This window comes from Sedimentitalea nanhaiensis DSM 24252, assembly GCF_000473225.1.
Classification (GTDB): Bacteria; Pseudomonadota; Alphaproteobacteria; order Rhodobacterales; family Rhodobacteraceae; genus Sedimentitalea; species Sedimentitalea nanhaiensis.
This window is the reverse complement of sequence record NZ_KI421509.1, coordinates 3,242,883-3,259,908: the sequence shown is the minus strand read 5'-3', so window position 1 is coordinate 3,259,908 and position 17,026 is coordinate 3,242,883. Positions and strand designations below refer to the sequence as shown.

Annotated in this window: 19 protein-coding genes; 8 read left to right on the top strand and 11 right to left on the bottom strand. The window is 62.2% G+C overall.

Annotated features, from left to right (window positions below):
• Positions 1–364: 364 nt before the first annotated feature.
• Both NANH_RS0117875 and lpdA read left to right on the top strand, forming a co-directional pair.
• On the top strand, positions 365–754 hold the full coding sequence (locus NANH_RS0117875; RefSeq protein ID WP_027263295.1) for an MAPEG family protein: 390 nt from the start codon (positions 365–367) through the stop codon (positions 752–754).
• 165 nt (positions 755–919) lie between these two features.
• Positions 920–2,308 carry a dihydrolipoyl dehydrogenase gene (lpdA, locus tag NANH_RS0117870; protein ID WP_027263294.1) on the top strand — a complete coding sequence of 463 codons (1,389 nt, stop codon included), beginning with the start codon at positions 920–922 and terminating at the stop codon, positions 2,306–2,308.
• Positions 2,309–2,344: 36 nt separating this feature from the next.
• Here lpdA and NANH_RS0117865 read toward each other — a convergent pair whose 3' ends face one another.
• From NANH_RS0117865 to NANH_RS0117850, 4 genes are read right to left on the bottom strand one after another with little or no spacing between them, the layout of a single operon-like run.
• A complete protein-coding gene (locus NANH_RS0117865; RefSeq protein ID WP_027263293.1) occupies positions 2,345–2,947 on the bottom strand; it encodes a pyridoxamine 5'-phosphate oxidase family protein in 603 nt (200 codons plus the stop codon).
• Positions 2,934–3,674 carry a lysophospholipid acyltransferase family protein gene (locus NANH_RS0117860; RefSeq protein WP_027263292.1) on the bottom strand — a complete coding sequence of 247 codons (741 nt, stop codon included), beginning with the start codon at positions 3,672–3,674 and terminating at the stop codon, positions 2,934–2,936. Before NANH_RS0117860 ends, NANH_RS0117865 begins: the two co-directional genes overlap by 14 nt.
• Positions 3,674–4,573, bottom strand: a complete 900-nt coding sequence (locus NANH_RS0117855) for a cell division protein FtsX (RefSeq protein WP_027263291.1) — start codon at positions 4,571–4,573, stop codon at positions 3,674–3,676. The genes NANH_RS0117860 and NANH_RS0117855 overlap by 1 nt, the downstream gene beginning before the upstream one ends.
• Entirely contained in the window at positions 4,570–5,247 is a 678-nt protein-coding gene (locus tag NANH_RS0117850; RefSeq protein WP_027263290.1) for a cell division ATP-binding protein FtsE, read from the bottom strand. The genes NANH_RS0117855 and NANH_RS0117850 overlap by 4 nt, the downstream gene beginning before the upstream one ends.
• A 182-nt stretch (positions 5,248–5,429) precedes the next feature.
• Between NANH_RS0117850 and NANH_RS0117845 the strand changes: the two genes are divergently transcribed.
• Entirely contained in the window at positions 5,430–6,161 is a 732-nt protein-coding gene (locus NANH_RS0117845; protein WP_027263289.1) for a zinc-ribbon domain-containing protein, read from the top strand.
• 43 nt (positions 6,162–6,204) lie between these two features.
• Here NANH_RS0117845 and NANH_RS0117840 read toward each other — a convergent pair whose 3' ends face one another.
• The 5 genes from NANH_RS0117840 to argH all read right to left on the bottom strand — a co-directional run bounded on the left by NANH_RS0117840 (position 6,205) and on the right by argH (position 11,915).
• Positions 6,205–8,763 carry a TIGR02302 family protein gene (locus tag NANH_RS0117840; RefSeq protein WP_027263288.1) on the bottom strand — a complete coding sequence of 853 codons (2,559 nt, stop codon included), beginning with the start codon at positions 8,761–8,763 and terminating at the stop codon, positions 6,205–6,207.
• 34 nt (positions 8,764–8,797) lie between these two features.
• Positions 8,798–10,063, bottom strand: coding sequence for a diaminopimelate decarboxylase (lysA, locus tag NANH_RS0117835; RefSeq protein ID WP_027263287.1), 1,266 nt, complete (start codon positions 10,061–10,063; stop codon positions 8,798–8,800).
• Between the two features lie 70 nt (positions 10,064–10,133).
• Positions 10,134–10,313, bottom strand: a complete 180-nt coding sequence (locus tag NANH_RS0117830; RefSeq protein ID WP_027263286.1) for a hypothetical protein — start codon at positions 10,311–10,313, stop codon at positions 10,134–10,136.
• A gap of 13 nt (positions 10,314–10,326) precedes the next feature.
• Positions 10,327–10,527: a hypothetical protein gene (locus NANH_RS28955; RefSeq protein ID WP_027263285.1), complete on the bottom strand. Its 201-nt coding sequence runs from the start codon at positions 10,525–10,527 to the stop codon at positions 10,327–10,329.
• Positions 10,527–11,915, bottom strand: coding sequence for an argininosuccinate lyase (gene argH, locus NANH_RS0117820; RefSeq protein WP_027263284.1), 1,389 nt, complete (start codon positions 11,913–11,915; stop codon positions 10,527–10,529). Before argH ends, NANH_RS28955 begins: the two co-directional genes overlap by 1 nt.
• A 22-nt stretch (positions 11,916–11,937) precedes the next feature.
• Between argH and NANH_RS0117815 the strand changes: the two genes are divergently transcribed.
• Positions 11,938–12,495 (top strand): TlpA family protein disulfide reductase, encoded by a 558-nt coding sequence (locus tag NANH_RS0117815; RefSeq protein ID WP_027263283.1) that lies wholly within the window; start codon positions 11,938–11,940, stop codon positions 12,493–12,495.
• A 98-nt stretch (positions 12,496–12,593) separates the two neighbouring features.
• Positions 12,594–12,803, top strand: a complete 210-nt coding sequence (locus tag NANH_RS0117810) for a DUF3955 domain-containing protein (RefSeq protein WP_027263282.1) — start codon at positions 12,594–12,596, stop codon at positions 12,801–12,803.
• Here NANH_RS0117810 and NANH_RS0117805 read toward each other — a convergent pair.
• Positions 12,800–13,384 (bottom strand): DNA-3-methyladenine glycosylase I, encoded by a 585-nt coding sequence (locus NANH_RS0117805; RefSeq protein ID WP_027263281.1) that lies wholly within the window; start codon positions 13,382–13,384, stop codon positions 12,800–12,802. The genes NANH_RS0117810 and NANH_RS0117805 overlap by 4 nt on opposite strands.
• A 148-nt stretch (positions 13,385–13,532) precedes the next feature.
• On the opposite strand from NANH_RS0117805, the gene NANH_RS0117800 reads away from it, so the two are divergent.
• From NANH_RS0117800 to phbB, 3 genes are all read left to right on the top strand, one after another.
• Positions 13,533–14,369 carry an EAL domain-containing protein gene (locus tag NANH_RS0117800; protein WP_027263280.1) on the top strand — a complete coding sequence of 279 codons (837 nt, stop codon included), beginning with the start codon at positions 13,533–13,535 and terminating at the stop codon, positions 14,367–14,369.
• Between the two features lie 194 nt (positions 14,370–14,563).
• Entirely contained in the window at positions 14,564–15,739 is a 1,176-nt protein-coding gene (locus tag NANH_RS0117795) for an acetyl-CoA C-acetyltransferase (RefSeq protein WP_027263279.1), read from the top strand.
• Between the two features lie 81 nt (positions 15,740–15,820).
• On the top strand, positions 15,821–16,543 hold the full coding sequence (phbB, locus tag NANH_RS0117790; RefSeq protein WP_027263278.1) for an acetoacetyl-CoA reductase: 723 nt from the start codon (positions 15,821–15,823) through the stop codon (positions 16,541–16,543).
• Between the two features lie 197 nt (positions 16,544–16,740).
• Here the strand turns inward: phbB and NANH_RS26540 are convergent, their stop codons facing one another.
• Entirely contained in the window at positions 16,741–16,905 is a 165-nt protein-coding gene (locus NANH_RS26540) for a YdcH family protein (protein ID WP_074920517.1), read from the bottom strand.
• Positions 16,906–17,026: the final 121 nt, after the last annotated feature.

Here is a 17,026-nt window from a genome sequence, read left to right as displayed (position 1 = left end):
GTGATCACCGGGAGAAGGTAATCGAAGAGTTGGGGATGTTGGCTCTCAGGAGTCTTATCACCCTTAACGCTGGAGCATTCATTGTGTTACTGACATTTGTGGGTAATACGTCTGCTGATAGTGCGTTCCAACTCTCGATATCTGCGCTTAGAAATAGTCTCATCTGCTTCGCGACAGGTCTCGGCTTCACTTCCGTCGCCATTGTCATTGCATATCTTACCGCACAAGCACTCGTAGACGAAGCACCGCCAAAGATACTGGCAGGCACCAAGCGGTTTTTAGTGATTACAATGACATGCCCCTTGTTGGCCCTTGTGTCATTTCTTACCGGTGTCGGATTTGCGATTTCGGGGGTCACGGTGACATGACCCCCGAACTCACCGCCCTCACCCTCGCCGCCCTGCTGCAAGTGCTCCAGTTCACCGCCTACTCGGTCACGGCCAATCGTCAGGTCGGCAGCAAAGCCGCCCTCGGCCCCCGCGACACGCCCACGCAACTGACCGGCAACGCGGGCCGGTTGCAACGCGCAATGAACAACCATTTCGAAGGGCTGATCCTCTTCACCATCGCCTGCACAGTGATCGCCCTCAGCAACCAGTCCACCCCCTACACCGCCGCCTGCGCCTGGACCTATTTCGCGGCCCGCATCCTCTATGTCCCCGCCTACGCCCTCGGCCTGTCCCCGTGGCGTTCGCTGATCTGGCTGGTCGGGCTGCTCGCCACCCTGCTGATGCTGTTGGCGGCGCTGACATGATCTTCCTCTTGCACGAAATATCCCGGGGTGAGGCGCGGCACGCGCCGAGGGGCAGCGCCCCTTTCCCCGGCCCAACTCGCACGCCCCCGGTGGTACACGCGTATATACGCGGTATGTACGGCATATGTACGCCCGGCAAACCCCGAATTCTGATAGGAGACCCCCATGGCAAACTATGACGTCATCATCATCGGCGCTGGCCCCGGCGGCTATGTCTGCGCCATCCGCTGCGCGCAGCTGGGCCTGAAAACCGCCGTCGTCGAAGGCCGCGAAACTCTGGGCGGCACCTGCCTGAACGTCGGCTGCATCCCCTCCAAGGCGCTGCTGCACGCCAGCCACAGCCTGCACGAGGCGCAAGAGAATTTCCCGAAAATGGGCCTCAAGGGCAAATCCCCCTCGGTCGACTGGACCCAGATGAAGGCCTATAAGGACGACGTCGTGACAACCAACACCAAAGGCATCGAATTCCTGTTCAAGAAGAACAAGATAGACTGGCTCAAGGGCTGGGGGTCGATCCCGGAGGCCGGCAAGGTCAAGGTCGGCGACGAGATCCACGAGGCCAAGAACATCGTCATCGCCAGCGGCTCGGAGCCGTCATCCCTGCCCGGTGTCGACGTCGACGAAAAGGTGGTCGTCACCTCGACCGGCGCGCTGGTTCTCAACAAGATTCCGCGCAAACTGGTGGTGATCGGCGCCGGTGTGATCGGGCTGGAACTGGGCAGTGTCTATTCCCGCCTCGGCTCCGAGGTCACGGTGGTGGAATATCTCGATGCCGTCACCCCCGGCATGGATGCAGAGGTTCAAAAGACATTTCAGAGAATACTGAAAAAACAAGGTCTTGAATTCATCATGGGCGCGGCGGTTCAAAAAACCGAAGCCACCAAAACCAAGGCCAAGGTGCACTACAAGCTGCGCAAGGATGACAGCGAACATGTGCTGGATGCCGATGTGGTACTGGTGGCAACCGGGCGCAAGCCCTTTACCGACGGGCTCGGCCTTGAGGCGCTTGGCGTCGAGATCACACCGCGCGGGCAGATCAAGACCGGCAAGGACTGGCAGACCAACATCAAAGGCATCTATGCCATCGGCGACGCCATCGACGGTCCGATGCTGGCCCACAAGGCCGAAGACGAAGGCATGGCCGCAGCCGAACAGGTCGCGGGCAAGCATGGCCATGTGAATTATGGCGTCATTCCCGGCGTGATCTACACCTGGCCGGAAGTTGCCAATGTCGGGGCCACGGAACAGGATCTGAAAGAAGCAAAGCGCGCCTATAAGGTTGGCAAGTTCAATTTCATGGGCAACGGTCGCGCCAAGGCGAACTTTGCCGGTGACGGGTTCGTCAAGATTCTGGCTGACAAAGACACCGACCGCATCCTGGGCGCGCATATCATCGGTCCCAGCGCGGGCGAGCTTATCCACGAGATCTGCGTCGCGATGGAATTCGGCGCGTCGACCGAGGATCTGGCCATGACCTGCCATGCCCACCCGACTTATTCCGAAGCCGTCCGCGAGGCCGCACTGGCCTGCGGGGATGGCGCGATTCACGCCTGATTCAGCGCCTCCAGGCGGAAACAGACACGCGCGCAGCTACCACAGGCTGCGCGCGGCGCGGGCGGGCCACTCGCGGTCATAATCGGCGCCGCCTTCCTCACCATCGGTCATCTCGTCCAGGATTTCACCCGCGCCCGGCAAATCGGCGCTGTCATCCCGGCTCCAGATCCCGGCGCGCATCAGCGCCCGGGCACATTGGGTGTAAACCTCGGATATCTCGATCACGATAACCGTCGCAGGCAGGCGGCCCTGGCGCGCAAAGCGCCCGCGCAGCGTTTCCTCTGCGGTCAGCCGTGCCTGCCCGTTGACCCGCACAACCGAATTTGACCCCGGCACCAGAAACATCAGCGACACACGCCCATCGAGGACGATATTGCGCAGCGAATCCAACCGGTTGTTGCCGCGCCAATCTGGCATCGCCAGGGTTCCGGGGTCCAGTTCGGCGACCACGGGGCCGTCATCTCCCCGAGGGCTGCCATCGGTGCCTTCCGGTCCCACGGTCGTCAACACGCACAGGCGCGATGTCATGATCCATTTGCGGTAAAGCGGCGTCAGGCGGCGCGCCACCTTGCGCAGCGCAGGCGCGCCGGGTTTGCCATACAGCGCTTCCAGAGCGGCGATGCTGTCAAGAAATTCCATCAGGATCAAACCCCGCTTCGCGCATCAAGGCATCCGAACGCGCCTCGACCGTGTCTTCCAGTTGCCGCATGAACCTGTCACGCTCAACGCCCGGCGCAATCGGGTCCAGAAATTCGACCACCGCCAGCCCCGGTTTGCGCAGAATTCCCTTGCGCGGCCAGAACACACCGACGTTTGTCGCCGCAGGCACACAGGGCTGGCCAAGCGCCCCGTACAGAATGCCAGTCCCGACCTTATAGGGTTTTTTTGCCCCCGGCGCGACGCGTGTGCCCTGTGAATAGATCACCAACTGCCCCGGTTCGGAAAACTCGGTGGCCACATCCCGCACCATTTGCGCAATCGCCGCGCCGCGTTTGCCGCGATTGACAGGAATACACCCCAGACGCTTGGCATAAAGACCGATCACGGGGGTCCACAGCAATTCACGTTTCATGATGAACTTGGCATGGGGAACCGCGTCAAAGATCAGCAGAATATCGAAAAACGATTGATGTTTCGCGGCGATCATAACCTCGCCCGTCGGGACCGTCCCACGCACCTGGCTGCGCAAGCCCAGCATCCAACCGGCCAGCCAGATCGTACTGCGCGCATAGGTCTTGCAGGCGCGCAACGCACCACGTTTGGAAAAGATCGCATAAGGCAGAAACAGGATGCCCAGCACCACCATCCACAGGTAGATCACGATGATGAAGATCAGGGAACGCAACCACTGAAACGCATGGGACATCAGCTCAACTCCGACAGGCTGCGCCGCGCAGCTGCCCATGTGGCGGCAAAGGCGACCGCCGCGCCCAGGATGGGGATCAGCAGCGGCACCAGCCATCCAGCCCCCTGAAAGCCCAAACCTGTGAGAAATCCGCCGCCTTCGCTGGCCGAGGGCATCAGCGCCACGCCCAGCATCCCCAGGAACATGCCCGCCCCGGCACCGATCAGGGCGCGCAGGGTAAAGCGGCGCACAAAGGCCTGTGCAATATAGCGATCCAATGCGCCGACCAGCCGCAGCACCTGGATCACCTGCGCATTTGCCGACAGAGCCGCATTGGCGGCCAGGGTGATCATCGCCGCCGTCGCCCCGCCGATCAACAGGATCGAAATCAGCCCCAGCCGCCGCAGGCTATTGGCCGCATCGACCAGCGGCGCGCGCCAGCGGGTGTGATCGTCCAGCACCGCTCCGGGCACTTCTCCGCTCAGCCGCAATCGCAGCCCGGCGGCGTCATAGGCCGGATCGCCCGCGATTATCTCGATCAGCTGCGGCACCGGCAGGCTTTCGAGGGGCAGATCCGGGCCGAACCACGGTGCCAGAAGGTCGGCCTGCTCCGCAGCGCTCAGCGCACGCGCAATGGCGACACCGGGGGTCTGATGCAGAATGTCCAGTGCCGCCTGGGTCTGGGCCGCGCGCTGATCCGGAGGTGCCGAAATGCGCAGGGTCGCGCTGCGGGCCAGTTCCTCGGCCCACCGGTCCGCCAACCGCCCCGACGCCATGGACAGGGCCAGTGCAAAGACCGCCAGAAAGGCCATTGCCCCTGAGACGAACAGGGTCAGATGCGCGGTAAAGCCGCTGGGCGGAACCACACGATCGGCCTGGGCATCGCCGACCAGGAAAGCGCGGATTGCGCCCCGGCTCACAGGTCCGCCCCCGCAAGTTGCAGGGTCTTGTCCGAAATCCGCAGCACCCGGGCCTGAACCTGGCTTTTGGCGGCCCGGATCAGCGCCAGATCGTGGCTGGCAATCAGCACCGTCTTGCCCATCTTGTTCAGTTCAAGCAACAGGCGCAGCAGGCGCTGGGACATCTCCCAATCCACGTTTCCGGTGGGCTCATCCGCAAGAATCAGATCCGGCGACATGATGACGGCACGGGCCAGCGCCGCACGCTGGCGCTCGCCCCCCGACAGTTCCGGCGGCAAGGCATCGGCGCGTTCGGACAGGCCGACCCAGTTCATCAGTTCCCCAAGATTGCTGTTTTCGGCCCCCATGTCGCGACCGGATACGGTCAGAGGCAGGGCGATGTTGTCCGCCAGCGGCAGATGATCGAGAAACCGGCAATCCTGATGCACAACACCGATACGACGGCGCATCATCGCCACCTGGTCGCGGTCCAGCGTCGACACGTCCAGATCAAAGGCTTGCACCCGCCCCGATGTCGGCACCAGCGCACCATAGCACAGTTTCAGCAAGGTCGTTTTACCCGCACCCGACGGCCCGGTCAGGAAATGGAACGATCCCGGCGCCAGGCGCACGGAAACATCGCTCAGCAACGCACCGCCGCCATAGCTATACCCAACATGCTCCAGCTCGATCACGGCTCATCCCCTGATATCCGCCCGCCTTGTGCCTCAGGTCTGCGACAGTTTCAATGCCAAGCGGTTCCCCGTCTCGGGTTGGGCGGCCAGACCGGGAATTTCCAGCTATGCCAAGGAAACGTAAACACATATGGTTTAGCACATGAGTCCAGGCACAAGCAGGCAGCGATCAGGAGGGGCCCATGCGATTGACATGCCCGAAATGTAACGCCCGGTACGAGGTCGGCCAGGCGGCGCTCCCGACCGAAGGGCGCGATGTCCAGTGTTCCGGATGCGGAAACACCTGGTTTCAGGCCCATCCCGATCACCCGTCACAACCGGATAGGGCGGCGGCAGCTGGGGACATGCCGGGACGCGATCATCAACCACCCGACACAAACGAAGCCTTTGTCGCGGAGCGGGCACATCGCGAGCTTGATCCCGCCGTCATCGAGATCCTGCGCCATGAAGCCGAGCGCGAATCCCGTCTGCGGGCGTTGGAACGCGGTGCCGGGCTGGAAAGCCAGCCGGATCTGGGGCTGGACTTTGCCGGTCCCGGGGCTCCCGGTCAAGCGCCGCGCAGGGGCGGCGGATCTCGTCCTGCAAGCTTGCCCTCACATGCAGAGGGCAGTGGAGCCTTGCCCGACGTCGGCAACCTGAACGCGACGCTGCGCCCCCAGGCCGATCCCGATTTCGAGGCCGAGCCGGTTCCCGCGGCGACCCGCGCCGGGTCATCCAGCGGTTTCGTGTCCGGGTTCGGTTTGGTTGCGGTCACGGCGCTGGCGCTGGTCCTTGTCTATTCCAATGCGTCGCGGATCAGAAATTCGTTGCCGCAGGTCGCGCCAGTGATGGACATCTATGTCGCCAAGGTCGATCGCGGCCGGGTCTGGCTGGACAGCACAATCGGCAGCTATGTGCCGAAACAGGTGCCATAGCGCCAGACGGGTCGGCAACCGCAATGGGAGGGCTCCGCACCGGTCAGAACCGTTCCAGCAACCGTTGCAGATAATTGCGTTCCACTTCGGGGCGCTCGCCTTCGCCCGAGCGGCGGCGAATTTCATCCAGCAACTCGCGCGCCCGTCGATAGACATCCTCTCCCTGCAACAGATTCTCTGGCGAGCCGAGCGATCCGTTTGACCCCGTATTGCGACCCAACGGGTCGCGGTTCTGGGTCTGCATATCGCCTTCTGCGCTGCCCTGCCCCGGTTGGCTTTGCTGTTGCTCGGCCATCGCCTCACCCAGCGCCCGCATGCCCTCGCGCAGGGCCTCCATCGCCTCGGATTGTTGGTCGATGGCACCTGCATAGTCGTCCTGACGCAAGGATTGCTCGGCCCCTTCCATGGCCCGCCCGGCCCGGTCCAGCGCCTCGCGCGCGGCATCGCCTGCCGGCGTTCCGGCACCGGGCATGCGGCCCTGCTGGCGGCCCAGTTCATCGCGCAGCGCCTGCTGGCGATCCGCCAGCGACTCCTGACCCTGTTGTGTCCCATCGCCGTCGTCACCGTCCGCCTGACCACGGCCCTGGCCCTCGCCCTGGTGGCTTTGTCCACGCCCCTGACCGCCATTGCGGCCTTGGTTGCCCTGGCTTTCGCCCGCCTGCGCACCGGGGTTGAACTGTTCCTGCAAATCGCGAAAGGCCTGATCCGACAGCCCCTGCTGTTCACGCAGGGTCTCGGCCAGCCCCTCCATCGCCTGCTGGCCCGCAGATTGACTGCCCTGTCCCTGGCCTTGCGTCACGCGCATGTTTTCCATCATCTGCTGCAACTCCTGCAGCGCCTGTTCTGCCTCGGCCATGCGGCCCTGTTCCATCAACTCCTGGATCCGGTCCATCATCCGTTGCAGGTCGTCCTGGGTCATCTGCATCGAATTCTGCGCCTGCTGCTGGTCGCCTTGCTCGCCGTTTTGCTGAGCCTGGCGCGACAGTTGCTGCAGATAGTTATCGGTGGCCTGGCGCAATTCCTGCATCAACTCAGCGATCTCCTGATCGCTGGCACCGTCTTTCATCGCCTCGCTCAGCCGTTCCTGCGCCCGGCGCAGACGTTCCAGCGCGTCGGCCAGGTCCCCCTCTTCCAGTTGAATCGCCAAGTCCCACAGCGCCTCGGCCAACTCCTCTTGCTGTTCCGCTTTCAGCCCCCGGATCGTCGCGGTTTCCAGTCGACGCAGAATGAAACGCAGCCGCAGATAGGCGGTCTGCGAGCGGAACAGATCCTCTGGCCGGTGTGACACCGCCCGCAGAATCTGCGCCACGCGCGGCGCATTCGCCCGCGCCCACAACAAGTCACGACGCTGTTCGATGACCGCAGCGGCCAGCGGATCAAAGAACCGGCGTGCGGGCAGGACCATGGCAGTGGCGGGCGTCTGCGTCACCTGCCCGGCGGCATCTTCGACCGACAGGGTAAAAGTGACCGGCAGATTGGCCCAGGCGTGTTTGGAATAATCCTCGATGAGGGTTTCGCTGAACGCCCGTCGATCCCCGGCAATCGGCATCGGCAAAGGCACCAGCAAAGCCTCGCGCGCATCGGGATCGGCGGCCAGACCATAGCGGCGCACGATCGCGTCCTGATCCAGCGCAATCACCGCCTGCCCCGCGATCACACCATAATCGTCGCTGGCCGTGAACGGCAGTTTCATCTCGCCCGTGGCCTCGGCCTCGGCGGTCCCTTCGATGGCGATTTCCGGGGCGGCGTCGGGCACGATCCGCACAGCCCAGCCGCGCCCACCCGGTCCGTCGATACGCAATTCGCCGTTCCGCGCCACGGTGAAATCCTGTACCGGATCGGATGCGGGCGGCGCCTCACCGCGCTGCGAGACAGTTTCCGCCAGACTCAGCGCGCCCACTTCACCGTAAAAGCGCAGGGTTATGCGGCTGCCCTCGGGCACCGGCAGATCGTTGCCCCTGACATCCGCCAGATACAGGGTTGGCTTCGCGGTATAGCGGGGCGGCTCGACCCAGCCTTCCCAAGCGGGTCCAGACGCCAGATCCAGCTTGCTGGGGGCCATATCCGCCACTGTGGCCACGCGCCAGATCGATCCAAACAGCAAGGCGACAAGAAAGGTCAGCAAAGCCACATACCGCAGCGCAAACGGATCGCTGCGCGCCAGACGCAGATCAGGTGCCGGGGCTTGTGCCGTAGCGACGCGTTCGGCCATCCGCGCCTGATGCGCCCGCCAGACTGCAACCGAAGCCGCGTCCGTGGATCCGATCGCCTGATCGTCCAGCAGCGCCTGGATCGGACGCCCGGGCAGGGTTTCGTCCAGCCGCGCCAAAGCCTGAGCCTGGGTTGGCCATTGCAACCGCCGGATGCCCCGAATGCCGGTGACAACCGCCGCCAATACGCACAGCGCCCCCATGCCCCAGACCACTTCGACCGGCACCAGATCGTGAAGTCCCAGCATCGTCAGGGCCAGGGCAAACAACACAATGCTGATCAGCGGCCAAAAGGCACGCAGAACCGCTTGGGCCATCAGCCCGCCCCACGTCAGGGCCAGCGGCAGACGCAGCTTGCGCATCACGAGACCGGGGCCTTTGGGCAGGGCCATCACATACTCCGAACGGCCAGACCGCAGGATTGCGTCACAGCCACTCGGGGATGGTATCGCGATTTATCATTTCGTCAAAGGTCGGACGCGGGCGAATGACCGCAAATTGATCGCCATTGACCAGAACCTCGGGGATCAGAGGCCGGGTGTTGTATTCGCTTGCCATCACTGCGCCATAAGCACCGGCGCCGCGAAAGGCGATCAGATCGCCAGCGGCAAGCGGTGGCATATCGCGTTGCCTGGCAAAGGTATCGCCGCTTTCGCAGACCGGCCCAACGATATCATAGGGCTGTTGTTCGGTGCCCGCCGCCGGTTCGATCACCGGCACGATGTCGTGATGCGCGTCATACATGGCCGGGCGGATCAGGTCGTTCATCGCCCCGTCGATGATCAGGAAATCCCGCCCTTCACCGGATTTCAGGTAAATCACCTTGCTGACCATGATGCCCGCGTTGCCCGCAATCAGTCGGCCCGGTTCGATTTCGATTTCGCACCCCAGATGCGCCAACGTACGTTTGATCAGCGCGCCATAGTCCAGCGGCAGCGGTGGCGCGCTGTTGGAGCGCTCATAGGGGATGCCCAGACCGCCCCCCAAATCGAGGCGGCGAATGTCATGCCCGTCGGCGCGCAGCTGTTCGGTCAGTTCCGCAACCTTGGTATAGGCCGCCTCGAAGGGCGCGAGATCGGTCAGCTGACTGCCGATATGCACGTCGATGCCGATCACATCGAGCCCCCGCATTGCCCCGGCCATGGCATAGACCGCGCGGGCCCGGGCTATGGGAATGCCAAATTTGTTCTCGGATTTTCCGGTGGCGATCTTGGTATGGGTTTTGGCATCCACGTCCGGATTCACCCGGATGGTAATCGGAGCAACCTTGCCGAGCGACAGGGCCACCGCGTTCAGCACCTCCATCTCGGGTTCGGATTCGACGTTGAACTGACGGATACCGCCCTGCAACGCGGTGCGGATTTCGTCACCGGTCTTGCCGACGCCAGAAAACACGATCCTTTCGCCCGGCACCCCGGCGGCACGCGCACGCAGGTATTCGCCCATCGACACCACGTCCATGCCCGCCCCGGCCTGTGCCAGTGTCCGCAGGATCGCCTGGTTGCTGGCCGCTTTCATCGCATAGCAGACCAGATGGTCGGTGCCCGCGAGCGCCTCGTCGAACAGTGCGAAATGACGCAGCAGCGTGGCGGTCGAATACAGATAGAACGGCGTGCCCACAGCGGCAGCGATCTCGGTGACAGGCACGTCTTCGGCGTGCAGGACACCATTGCGATAGAGAAAATGATCCATACTGCGCGATTAGACCGAAACCACAATCCGGATCAAATGGAATCGCCGCGCCCGCAGCGAACGGACGGCTTCAGAAACCCAGATAGACCGAAAGCGGTCCCTGAAAAAAGCCGACACCGCCATAGGTGTTCACTCCGCCAGACCCAACCCCGACGCCCAGGTTGACCGCGGGTTGAACCGGCTCCTGAGAGGCATCGCACCCGCTTAGCAGGAACGCGATCGTCAACAGGCCAGTTGCAAGCGCGCGCACGGGCATTGCCCCCTTAACCGTTTGGGTCACTGGAGGGCAGCGACCACAGCGGAGTCACTGCGCCACGGGTGATCGCGATCCCGGCACGCGCCTCGCCGGAGACTCGAATGCCGGACTTTTTCTCGGGCTTGGGCGCGGGCGGAATTGGCTCGCCATCCACCCCGCAACCGATCAACGGCAGCATCAGCATACAGGCGCAAAACATACGGATCATCACAGAATTGCCTTCCAACGTTTGATCTGGGCGCGGACCTGTTCAGGCGCGGTGCCCCCATAGGACATACGTGAGTTTACCGAATTTTCCACCCCAAGGACACCAAACACATCCGCAGTGATGCCTGCATGGGCCGATTGCATCTCATCCAGGCTCAGGTCGGGCAGGTCGCAGCCCTTGCTTTCGGCCAGCGCCACCAGAGATCCGGTGACATGATGTGCGTCACGGAACGGCAGCCCAGGCACCCGCACCAGCCAGTCGGCAAGATCGGTCGCGGTGGAGAACCCGCTGCCCGCCGCCGCCGCGAGACTGTCGCGGTTGGCGGTCATGTCGCGCACCATACCCTCCATCGCCGCCAGAGCCAGCATCCAGTTGTCGGCGGCGTCAAACACCTGTTCCTTGTCTTCCTGCATGTCCTTTGAATAGGCCAGCGGCAATCCCTTCATCACCATCATCAATGCGGTATTGGCGCCAAAAATACGCCCGACCTTGGCGCGGATCAGCTCGGCGGCGTCGGGGTTCTTTTTCTGCGGCATGATGGACGATCCGGTCGAGAACCGGTCAGACAGAATCACAAACCGGAACTGGGCCGAGGACCAGATCACCAGCTCTTCGGCCATACGCGACAGGTGCATGGCGCTGATACTGGCCACGCTCAGAAACTCCAACGCGAAATCCCGGTCGCTGACCGCATCCAGAGAATTGGCGGCGGGCCGGTCAAACCCCAGCGCCCTGGCGGTCATCTCGCGATCAATCGGGAAACTTGTGCCCGCCAGGGCCGCCGCGCCCAAAGGCGATTCGTTCATCCGCGCGCGCGCGTCCCGAACCCGGCTCAGGTCACGCCCGAACATTTCCACATAGGCCATCATGTGATGGCCCCAGGTCACCGGCTGCGCGGTCTGCAGATGGGTGAAACCCGGCATCACCCAATCGGCCCCGGCCTCGGCCTGCCCCAACAGGGCGCGGATCAGCACCGACAGCCCCTGTTCAGCAGCGTCCAGCTGGTCACGCACCCACAGTTTGAAGTCGGTGGCGACCTGGTCGTTCCGGGAACGACCGGTGTGCAGACGCCCCGCCGGCTCGCCGACAATCTCTTTCAACCGTGCCTCGACATTCATGTGAATGTCTTCGAGTGCGGTGGAGAACTCGAATGTCCCGCCTTCGATTTCTGACAATACGGTGAGCAGGCCTTTCCCTATCGCTTCGGCATCGCTATCGCTGATCACGCCTGTTGCGGCCAGCATCGCCGCATGGGCCCGCGAGCCGGCAATGTCTTGCGCCGCCATCCGACGGTCGAACCCGATCGAGGCATTGATCGCCTCCATGATCGCGTCCGGTCCGGCGGCAAAGCGGCCGCCCCACATCTGGTTCGAGGATTGATCTGTCATGCCGTGCACCCCTGGAGGAAATATGCGCCTGTTCCGTTCCGCTCTCCTTTATCTAGCCCTGTCTCTGGGTGCAAACACAGCGGCTGCCGCCGACATCGCCACGCTTGATGCGCTGCGCGAGGGCGACATGAAAAAGTTGACGTTCCACGCCGAGCCGAAACCGGTCGGCGCCGCAACGTTCGAGTTGGCGGATGGCGCCGGGACAGCAACGCTGGCCGATTGGCAGGGCAAATACGTGCTGCTGAATTTCTGGGCCACCTGGTGTGCACCCTGCCGCAAGGAGATGCCGATGCTATCCGCCCTGCAGGAGCGTTACGGCGGCGAGAATTTCGAGGTTCTGACCCTGGCCACCGGGCGTAACTCGCCGGTTGGCATCCAGAAGTTCTTTGACGAGATCAAGGTAACCAACCTGCCGCGCCATCAGGACCCGAAACAGGCTGTTGCGCGTGAGATGGCGGTCTTGGGTCTGCCGATTACCGTGATTCTGAACCCCGAGGGCCAGGAAATCGCCCGCCTGATCGGCGATGCGGATTGGAATTCGGACAGCGCCCACGCAATTCTGGATGCGCTGCTGAACTGACGAACACGCCCGACCGACACCGCCTGCGACTTGAGGGCTGAGGTTGCAATCCGGAAGATCGAGACTAAGTGCGTCCGGAACCTTTCCGGAGCCTGAATATGTCCAGACCCTTCCTCATCTTTCTGACCCTCGGGCTTGCAGGCTTGGGTTGCACGCTTCTGTATTCGGTCATTGGCTCCAGTGTCGACGCCCAAGGTGTCTTGCGCGAACCGTTCTTTCTGATTCCGATCGGATTTGCCATGGTGTTTCTCGGGGTGATCGGAACCCTGGGAACAACAATCGTACGGCTGTTTCGGAGAACCGCCTAAGTGGCTCGACTTGCGCCCGCCTGCCGCGCCACCAGGTCGTGGCACGGGCAAGTGATCAGGTGGTCGTTGACCATTCCGACCGCCTGCATGAATGCATAAACGATAGTCGGGCCGCAAAACCGGAACCCCGCCTTTTTCAGATCCTTCGATATCTGCATGGAGAGCGGCGTAAAGGTCGGCACCTCAGCCAAACTGGCCCATGTATTCTGAACCGGTTTTCCACCGACATACCTCCAAAGGAACCGGTCGAACCCCTGTTCCCGCTCAATCTTCTGCCAGGCATGCGCATTGCCGATTGTGGCCTCGATCTTGCCACGATGACGAACGATGCCGGGGTCACCCAACAGCCGCTCGATCTCGGGTTCGCCCCACCCCGCAACGACATTCGGGTCGAAACCCGCAAATGCGCTGCGAAAATTGTCTCGCTTTCTAAGGATCGTGATCCAGCTCAGCCCGGCCTGAAAGCCGTCGAGGATCAGTTTTTCCCACAAGGCGCGGCTGTCATATTCCGGCACCCCCCACTCAGTATCATGATATTGCAGGTAAATCTGTTCTTGCCCGGCCCAGCCGCAACGTTCCATTGCCGTCTCCTGTCCTATTGCATCAGAAGTGACTCAAAACCGCGCCAAATGCGAGCTTTAAGACGGGCTTTACCCCGGCGAGTCAGGTGTCTTGCAACGCGATTCATCGGGGTCGCCAGAAATTCGACCGCTACCAGCCGGGGGCCACATGCTGACACGCCGAAAAATGTATGCCGATGTGCCTGCCGGCCAATACAGCCCGCTGGAGGCCGCTGTTGGCGCGCGCGATGGCGGCACCATAGAGATGGTGGAACAGGCTGTGCGGCACCGCCAGACCATGCTGGCCTATCAGCCGGTGATGCAGGCACATCCGCCTCACCAGACCGCATTTTACGAGGGGCTGATCCGCATTCTGGACGACACCGGACGGGTGGTGCCCGCCCGCGACTTCCTGCCAATGGTCGAAAACACCGAGCTGGGTCGGGAAATCGACTGTGTGACACTGGAAACCGGGCTGCGCACGCTGGCCGAAAATCCGTCGGTGCGGTTGTCACTGAACATGTCGGCCCGCTCGATCGGCTATAAACGCTGGATGCGCATCCTGGACCGTCACCTGAACAAGGACCAAACCCTGGGCGAGCGGCTCATGCTTGAAATCTCCGAGGCCTCGGCAATGACGGTTCCAGAACTGGTGATCGACTTCATGGACCGGTTGCAGGACCGCAGCATTGGCTTTGCGCTCGACGACTTCGGCGGCGGTATGACCGCATTCAGATATCTTAAGGATTTCTTTTTCGACGCGGTCAAGATCGACAGCCAGTTCGTACGCGGCGTGCATGCCGATGCGGACAATCAGTCGGTAGTGCGCGCCCTTATCGCAGTGGCCAAGCAGTTCGACATGCTGATCATCGCCAATCAGGTGGAAACCGTCGAAGATGCCGAGTTCCTGGCCGCCAATGGAGTAGATTGCCTGCAGGGCTACCTTTTTGGCGCACCCACGGTCCGCCCGCCCTGGATCCCCGAGGGGAAATCAGCAACCGGCTGACCGGAGCGCAAAGCGGGCGCGGGCACCAGCCGGCCACGCGCGAAAATTTCTCTGAGACACACTGCCCGTTGCTGACCCAACGGCAATCCTTTATGTCCGTCTCGGGAGGAGGGGGATTCCCGGATGCGTAGCGTCGCAGGGCGATACGGATCCGTCGGCCCCCGCTAACGCTCAGTGGCAAAGGATTCACAGAAATGACGAACGTAGTAATAGCATCGGCCGCCCGAACCGGGGTTGGCAGCTTTGGCGGTTCTTTCGCCAATACAACCGCCCACGACCTGGGTGCCGCCGTGCTGGAAGCCGTGGTCGCTCGCGCCGGTGTCGACAAGGCCGACGTGTCAGAAACCATCCTGGGTCAGGTGCTGACAGCGGCACAGGGACAAAACCCGGCACGCCAGGCGCATATCAACGCCGGTCTCCCCATCGAAAGCGCCGCCTGGGGCATCAACCAGGTCTGCGGATCCGGCCTGCGGGCCGTGGCATTGGGTGCGCAGCATATTGCTCTGGGTGACGCGGACATAGTCGCCGCCGGCGGCCAGGAAAACATGTCCATGTCGCCCCATGCCGCCAACCTGCGCAACGGCCACAAGATGGGCGACATGAAATATATCGACACCATGATCCGCGACGGGCTGTGGGATGCGTTCAATGGCTATCATATGGGCCAGACCGCTGAAAACGTCGCCGAGAAATGGCAGATCAGCCGCGAGCAACAGGACGAGTTTGCCGTCGCCAGCCAGAACAAGGCCGAAGCGGCACAGAAAGCCGGAAAATTCGCCGATGAAATCGTGCCCTTCATCATCAAGACCCGCAAGGGCGACATCGTGATGGATCAGGACGAATACATCCGCCATGGCGCCACCATGGAAGCCATGGCCAAGTTGCGCCCTGCCTTCACCAAGGACGGATCGGTCACCGCTGCCAATGCATCGGGGTTGAATGATGGCGCAGCCGCCGTGCTGCTGATGTCCGCGGACAATGCCCAAAAGCGCGGGATCGAGCCAATGGCCCGCATCGCGTCCTATGCAACCGCCGGTCTGGACCCGTCGATCATGGGCGTCGGCCCGATCTATGCCTCGCGCAAGGCGCTGGAAAAGGCGGGCTGGAAAGCCGAGGATCTGGACCTGGTGGAAGCCAACGAAGCCTTTGCCGCCCAGGCCTGTGCCGTGAACAAGGACATGGGTTGGGATCCCGCAATCGTGAACGTGAACGGCGGCGCCATCGCCATCGGCCATCCTATCGGTGCCTCGGGTGCGCGGGTCCTGAACACGCTGCTGTTCGAGATGAAGCGACGCGACGCCAAGAAAGGTCTCGCCACCCTGTGCATCGGCGGCGGGATGGGTGTTGCCCTCTGCGTCGAACGCGACTAAACGGAACTGGGTGCGCAATATAATTGCGCACCCAGACCAATTTACCGCAACTAAGTTGCTTACGCATTATTGGAGACAAGAATGGCTCGAACAGCTCTCGTAACCGGAGGCAGCCGCGGTATCGGCGCCGCCATTTCCACCGCCCTGAAAGCCGCCGGATACTCGGTTGCCGCGACCTATGCCGGCAATGACGAAGCCGCTGCCAAGTTCACCGAAGAAACCGGCATTAAGACTTACAAGTGGAACGTTGCCGATTACGACGAAAGCAAGGCCGGCATCTCACAGGTCGAAGCCGATCTTGGCCCGATCGACGTTGTCGTTGCCAACGCCGGCATCACCCGCGACGCCCCCTTCCACAAAATGTCTCCGGAGCAGTGGAAAGAGGTCATCGACACCAACCTGACCGGCGTATTCAACACCGTACATCCGATCTGGCCGGGGATGCGCGAACGCAAGTTCGGCCGCGTCATCGTGATCAGCTCTGTCAATGGCCAGAAGGGCCAGTTCGCACAGGTCAACTATGCCGCCACCAAGGCCGGCGATCTGGGCATCGTCAAGTCCCTGGCCCAGGAAGGCGCGCGCGCCGGCATCACCGCCAATGCCATTTGCCCAGGTTATATTGGCACGGATATGGTCATGGCCGTGCCGGAAAAGGTGCGCGAAAGCATCATCGCGCAGATCCCCGCAGGACGTTTGGGCCAACCCGAAGAGATTGCCCGTTGTGTGGTCTTCCTGGCCTCCGACGACTCTGATTTCATCAACGGATCCACCATCAGCGCAAACGGAGCCCAGTTCTTCAGCTGAGCCACTCCCGGGCAACCGAATCATCATACGACAAGGGGCCAGTCCTGATCCGACTGGCCCTTTTTCATTGGGTGCCGGGCATGGGGCATGTTACCCCGCGATCCGCAAAACAAAAACGGCGCCTGGGCAAATGCCAAGCGCCGCAGCGAGTTCCGGAAGGCGACCCAGTTAACTTACGGATCGCGAAACAAACCTGTCTAGACCGACAGTCGCTCGATTTCTTCCTTGAGTTTCAGTTTCTGTTTCTTGAGGTCCGCCACATGTAGCCCATCAACACCCGGTGCGCGCTGCGCCTCTTCGACTTCCGTACTCAGGTGCTGGTGCTTCTTTTTCAGTTCCGTCAGGTGCGAGCTCAAGCTCATGGCAATCCTCCTCTGAATAAGTTGCGCACCCGATTTGAGCATATTCCCGACCTCCTGTCACGCAACATACACAATAGAATTGTAGCTTGGTGTTGAGTGCGCAAAAATCCACTCAACCTTC

Coding starts and splice junctions, on each gene's coding strand:
- NANH_RS0117875 (WP_027263295.1), top strand. CDS start 365: ATGACCCCCGAACTCACCGCCCTCACCCTCGCCGCCCTGCTGCAAGTG.
- lpdA (WP_027263294.1), top strand. CDS start 920: ATGGCAAACTATGACGTCATCATCATCGGCGCTGGCCCCGGCGGCTAT.
- NANH_RS0117865 (WP_027263293.1), bottom strand. CDS start 2,947: ATGGAATTTCTTGACAGCATCGCCGCTCTGGAAGCGCTGTATGGCAAA.
- NANH_RS0117860 (WP_027263292.1), bottom strand. CDS start 3,674: ATGTCCCATGCGTTTCAGTGGTTGCGTTCCCTGATCTTCATCATCGTG.
- NANH_RS0117845 (WP_027263289.1), top strand. CDS start 5,430: ATGCGATTGACATGCCCGAAATGTAACGCCCGGTACGAGGTCGGCCAG.
- NANH_RS0117840 (WP_027263288.1), bottom strand. CDS start 8,763: ATGGCCCTGCCCAAAGGCCCCGGTCTCGTGATGCGCAAGCTGCGTCTG.
- lysA (WP_027263287.1), bottom strand. CDS start 10,063: ATGGATCATTTTCTCTATCGCAATGGTGTCCTGCACGCCGAAGACGTG.
- NANH_RS28955 (WP_027263285.1), bottom strand. CDS start 10,527: ATGATCCGTATGTTTTGCGCCTGTATGCTGATGCTGCCGTTGATCGGT.
- argH (WP_027263284.1), bottom strand. CDS start 11,915: ATGACAGATCAATCCTCGAACCAGATGTGGGGCGGCCGCTTTGCCGCC.
- NANH_RS0117815 (WP_027263283.1), top strand. CDS start 11,938: ATGCGCCTGTTCCGTTCCGCTCTCCTTTATCTAGCCCTGTCTCTGGGT.
- NANH_RS0117810 (WP_027263282.1), top strand. CDS start 12,594: ATGTCCAGACCCTTCCTCATCTTTCTGACCCTCGGGCTTGCAGGCTTG.
- NANH_RS0117805 (WP_027263281.1), bottom strand. CDS start 13,384: ATGGAACGTTGCGGCTGGGCCGGGCAAGAACAGATTTACCTGCAATAT.
- NANH_RS0117800 (WP_027263280.1), top strand. CDS start 13,533: ATGCTGACACGCCGAAAAATGTATGCCGATGTGCCTGCCGGCCAATAC.
- NANH_RS0117795 (WP_027263279.1), top strand. CDS start 14,564: ATGACGAACGTAGTAATAGCATCGGCCGCCCGAACCGGGGTTGGCAGC.
- phbB (WP_027263278.1), top strand. CDS start 15,821: ATGGCTCGAACAGCTCTCGTAACCGGAGGCAGCCGCGGTATCGGCGCC.
- NANH_RS26540 (WP_074920517.1), bottom strand. CDS start 16,905: ATGAGCTTGAGCTCGCACCTGACGGAACTGAAAAAGAAGCACCAGCAC.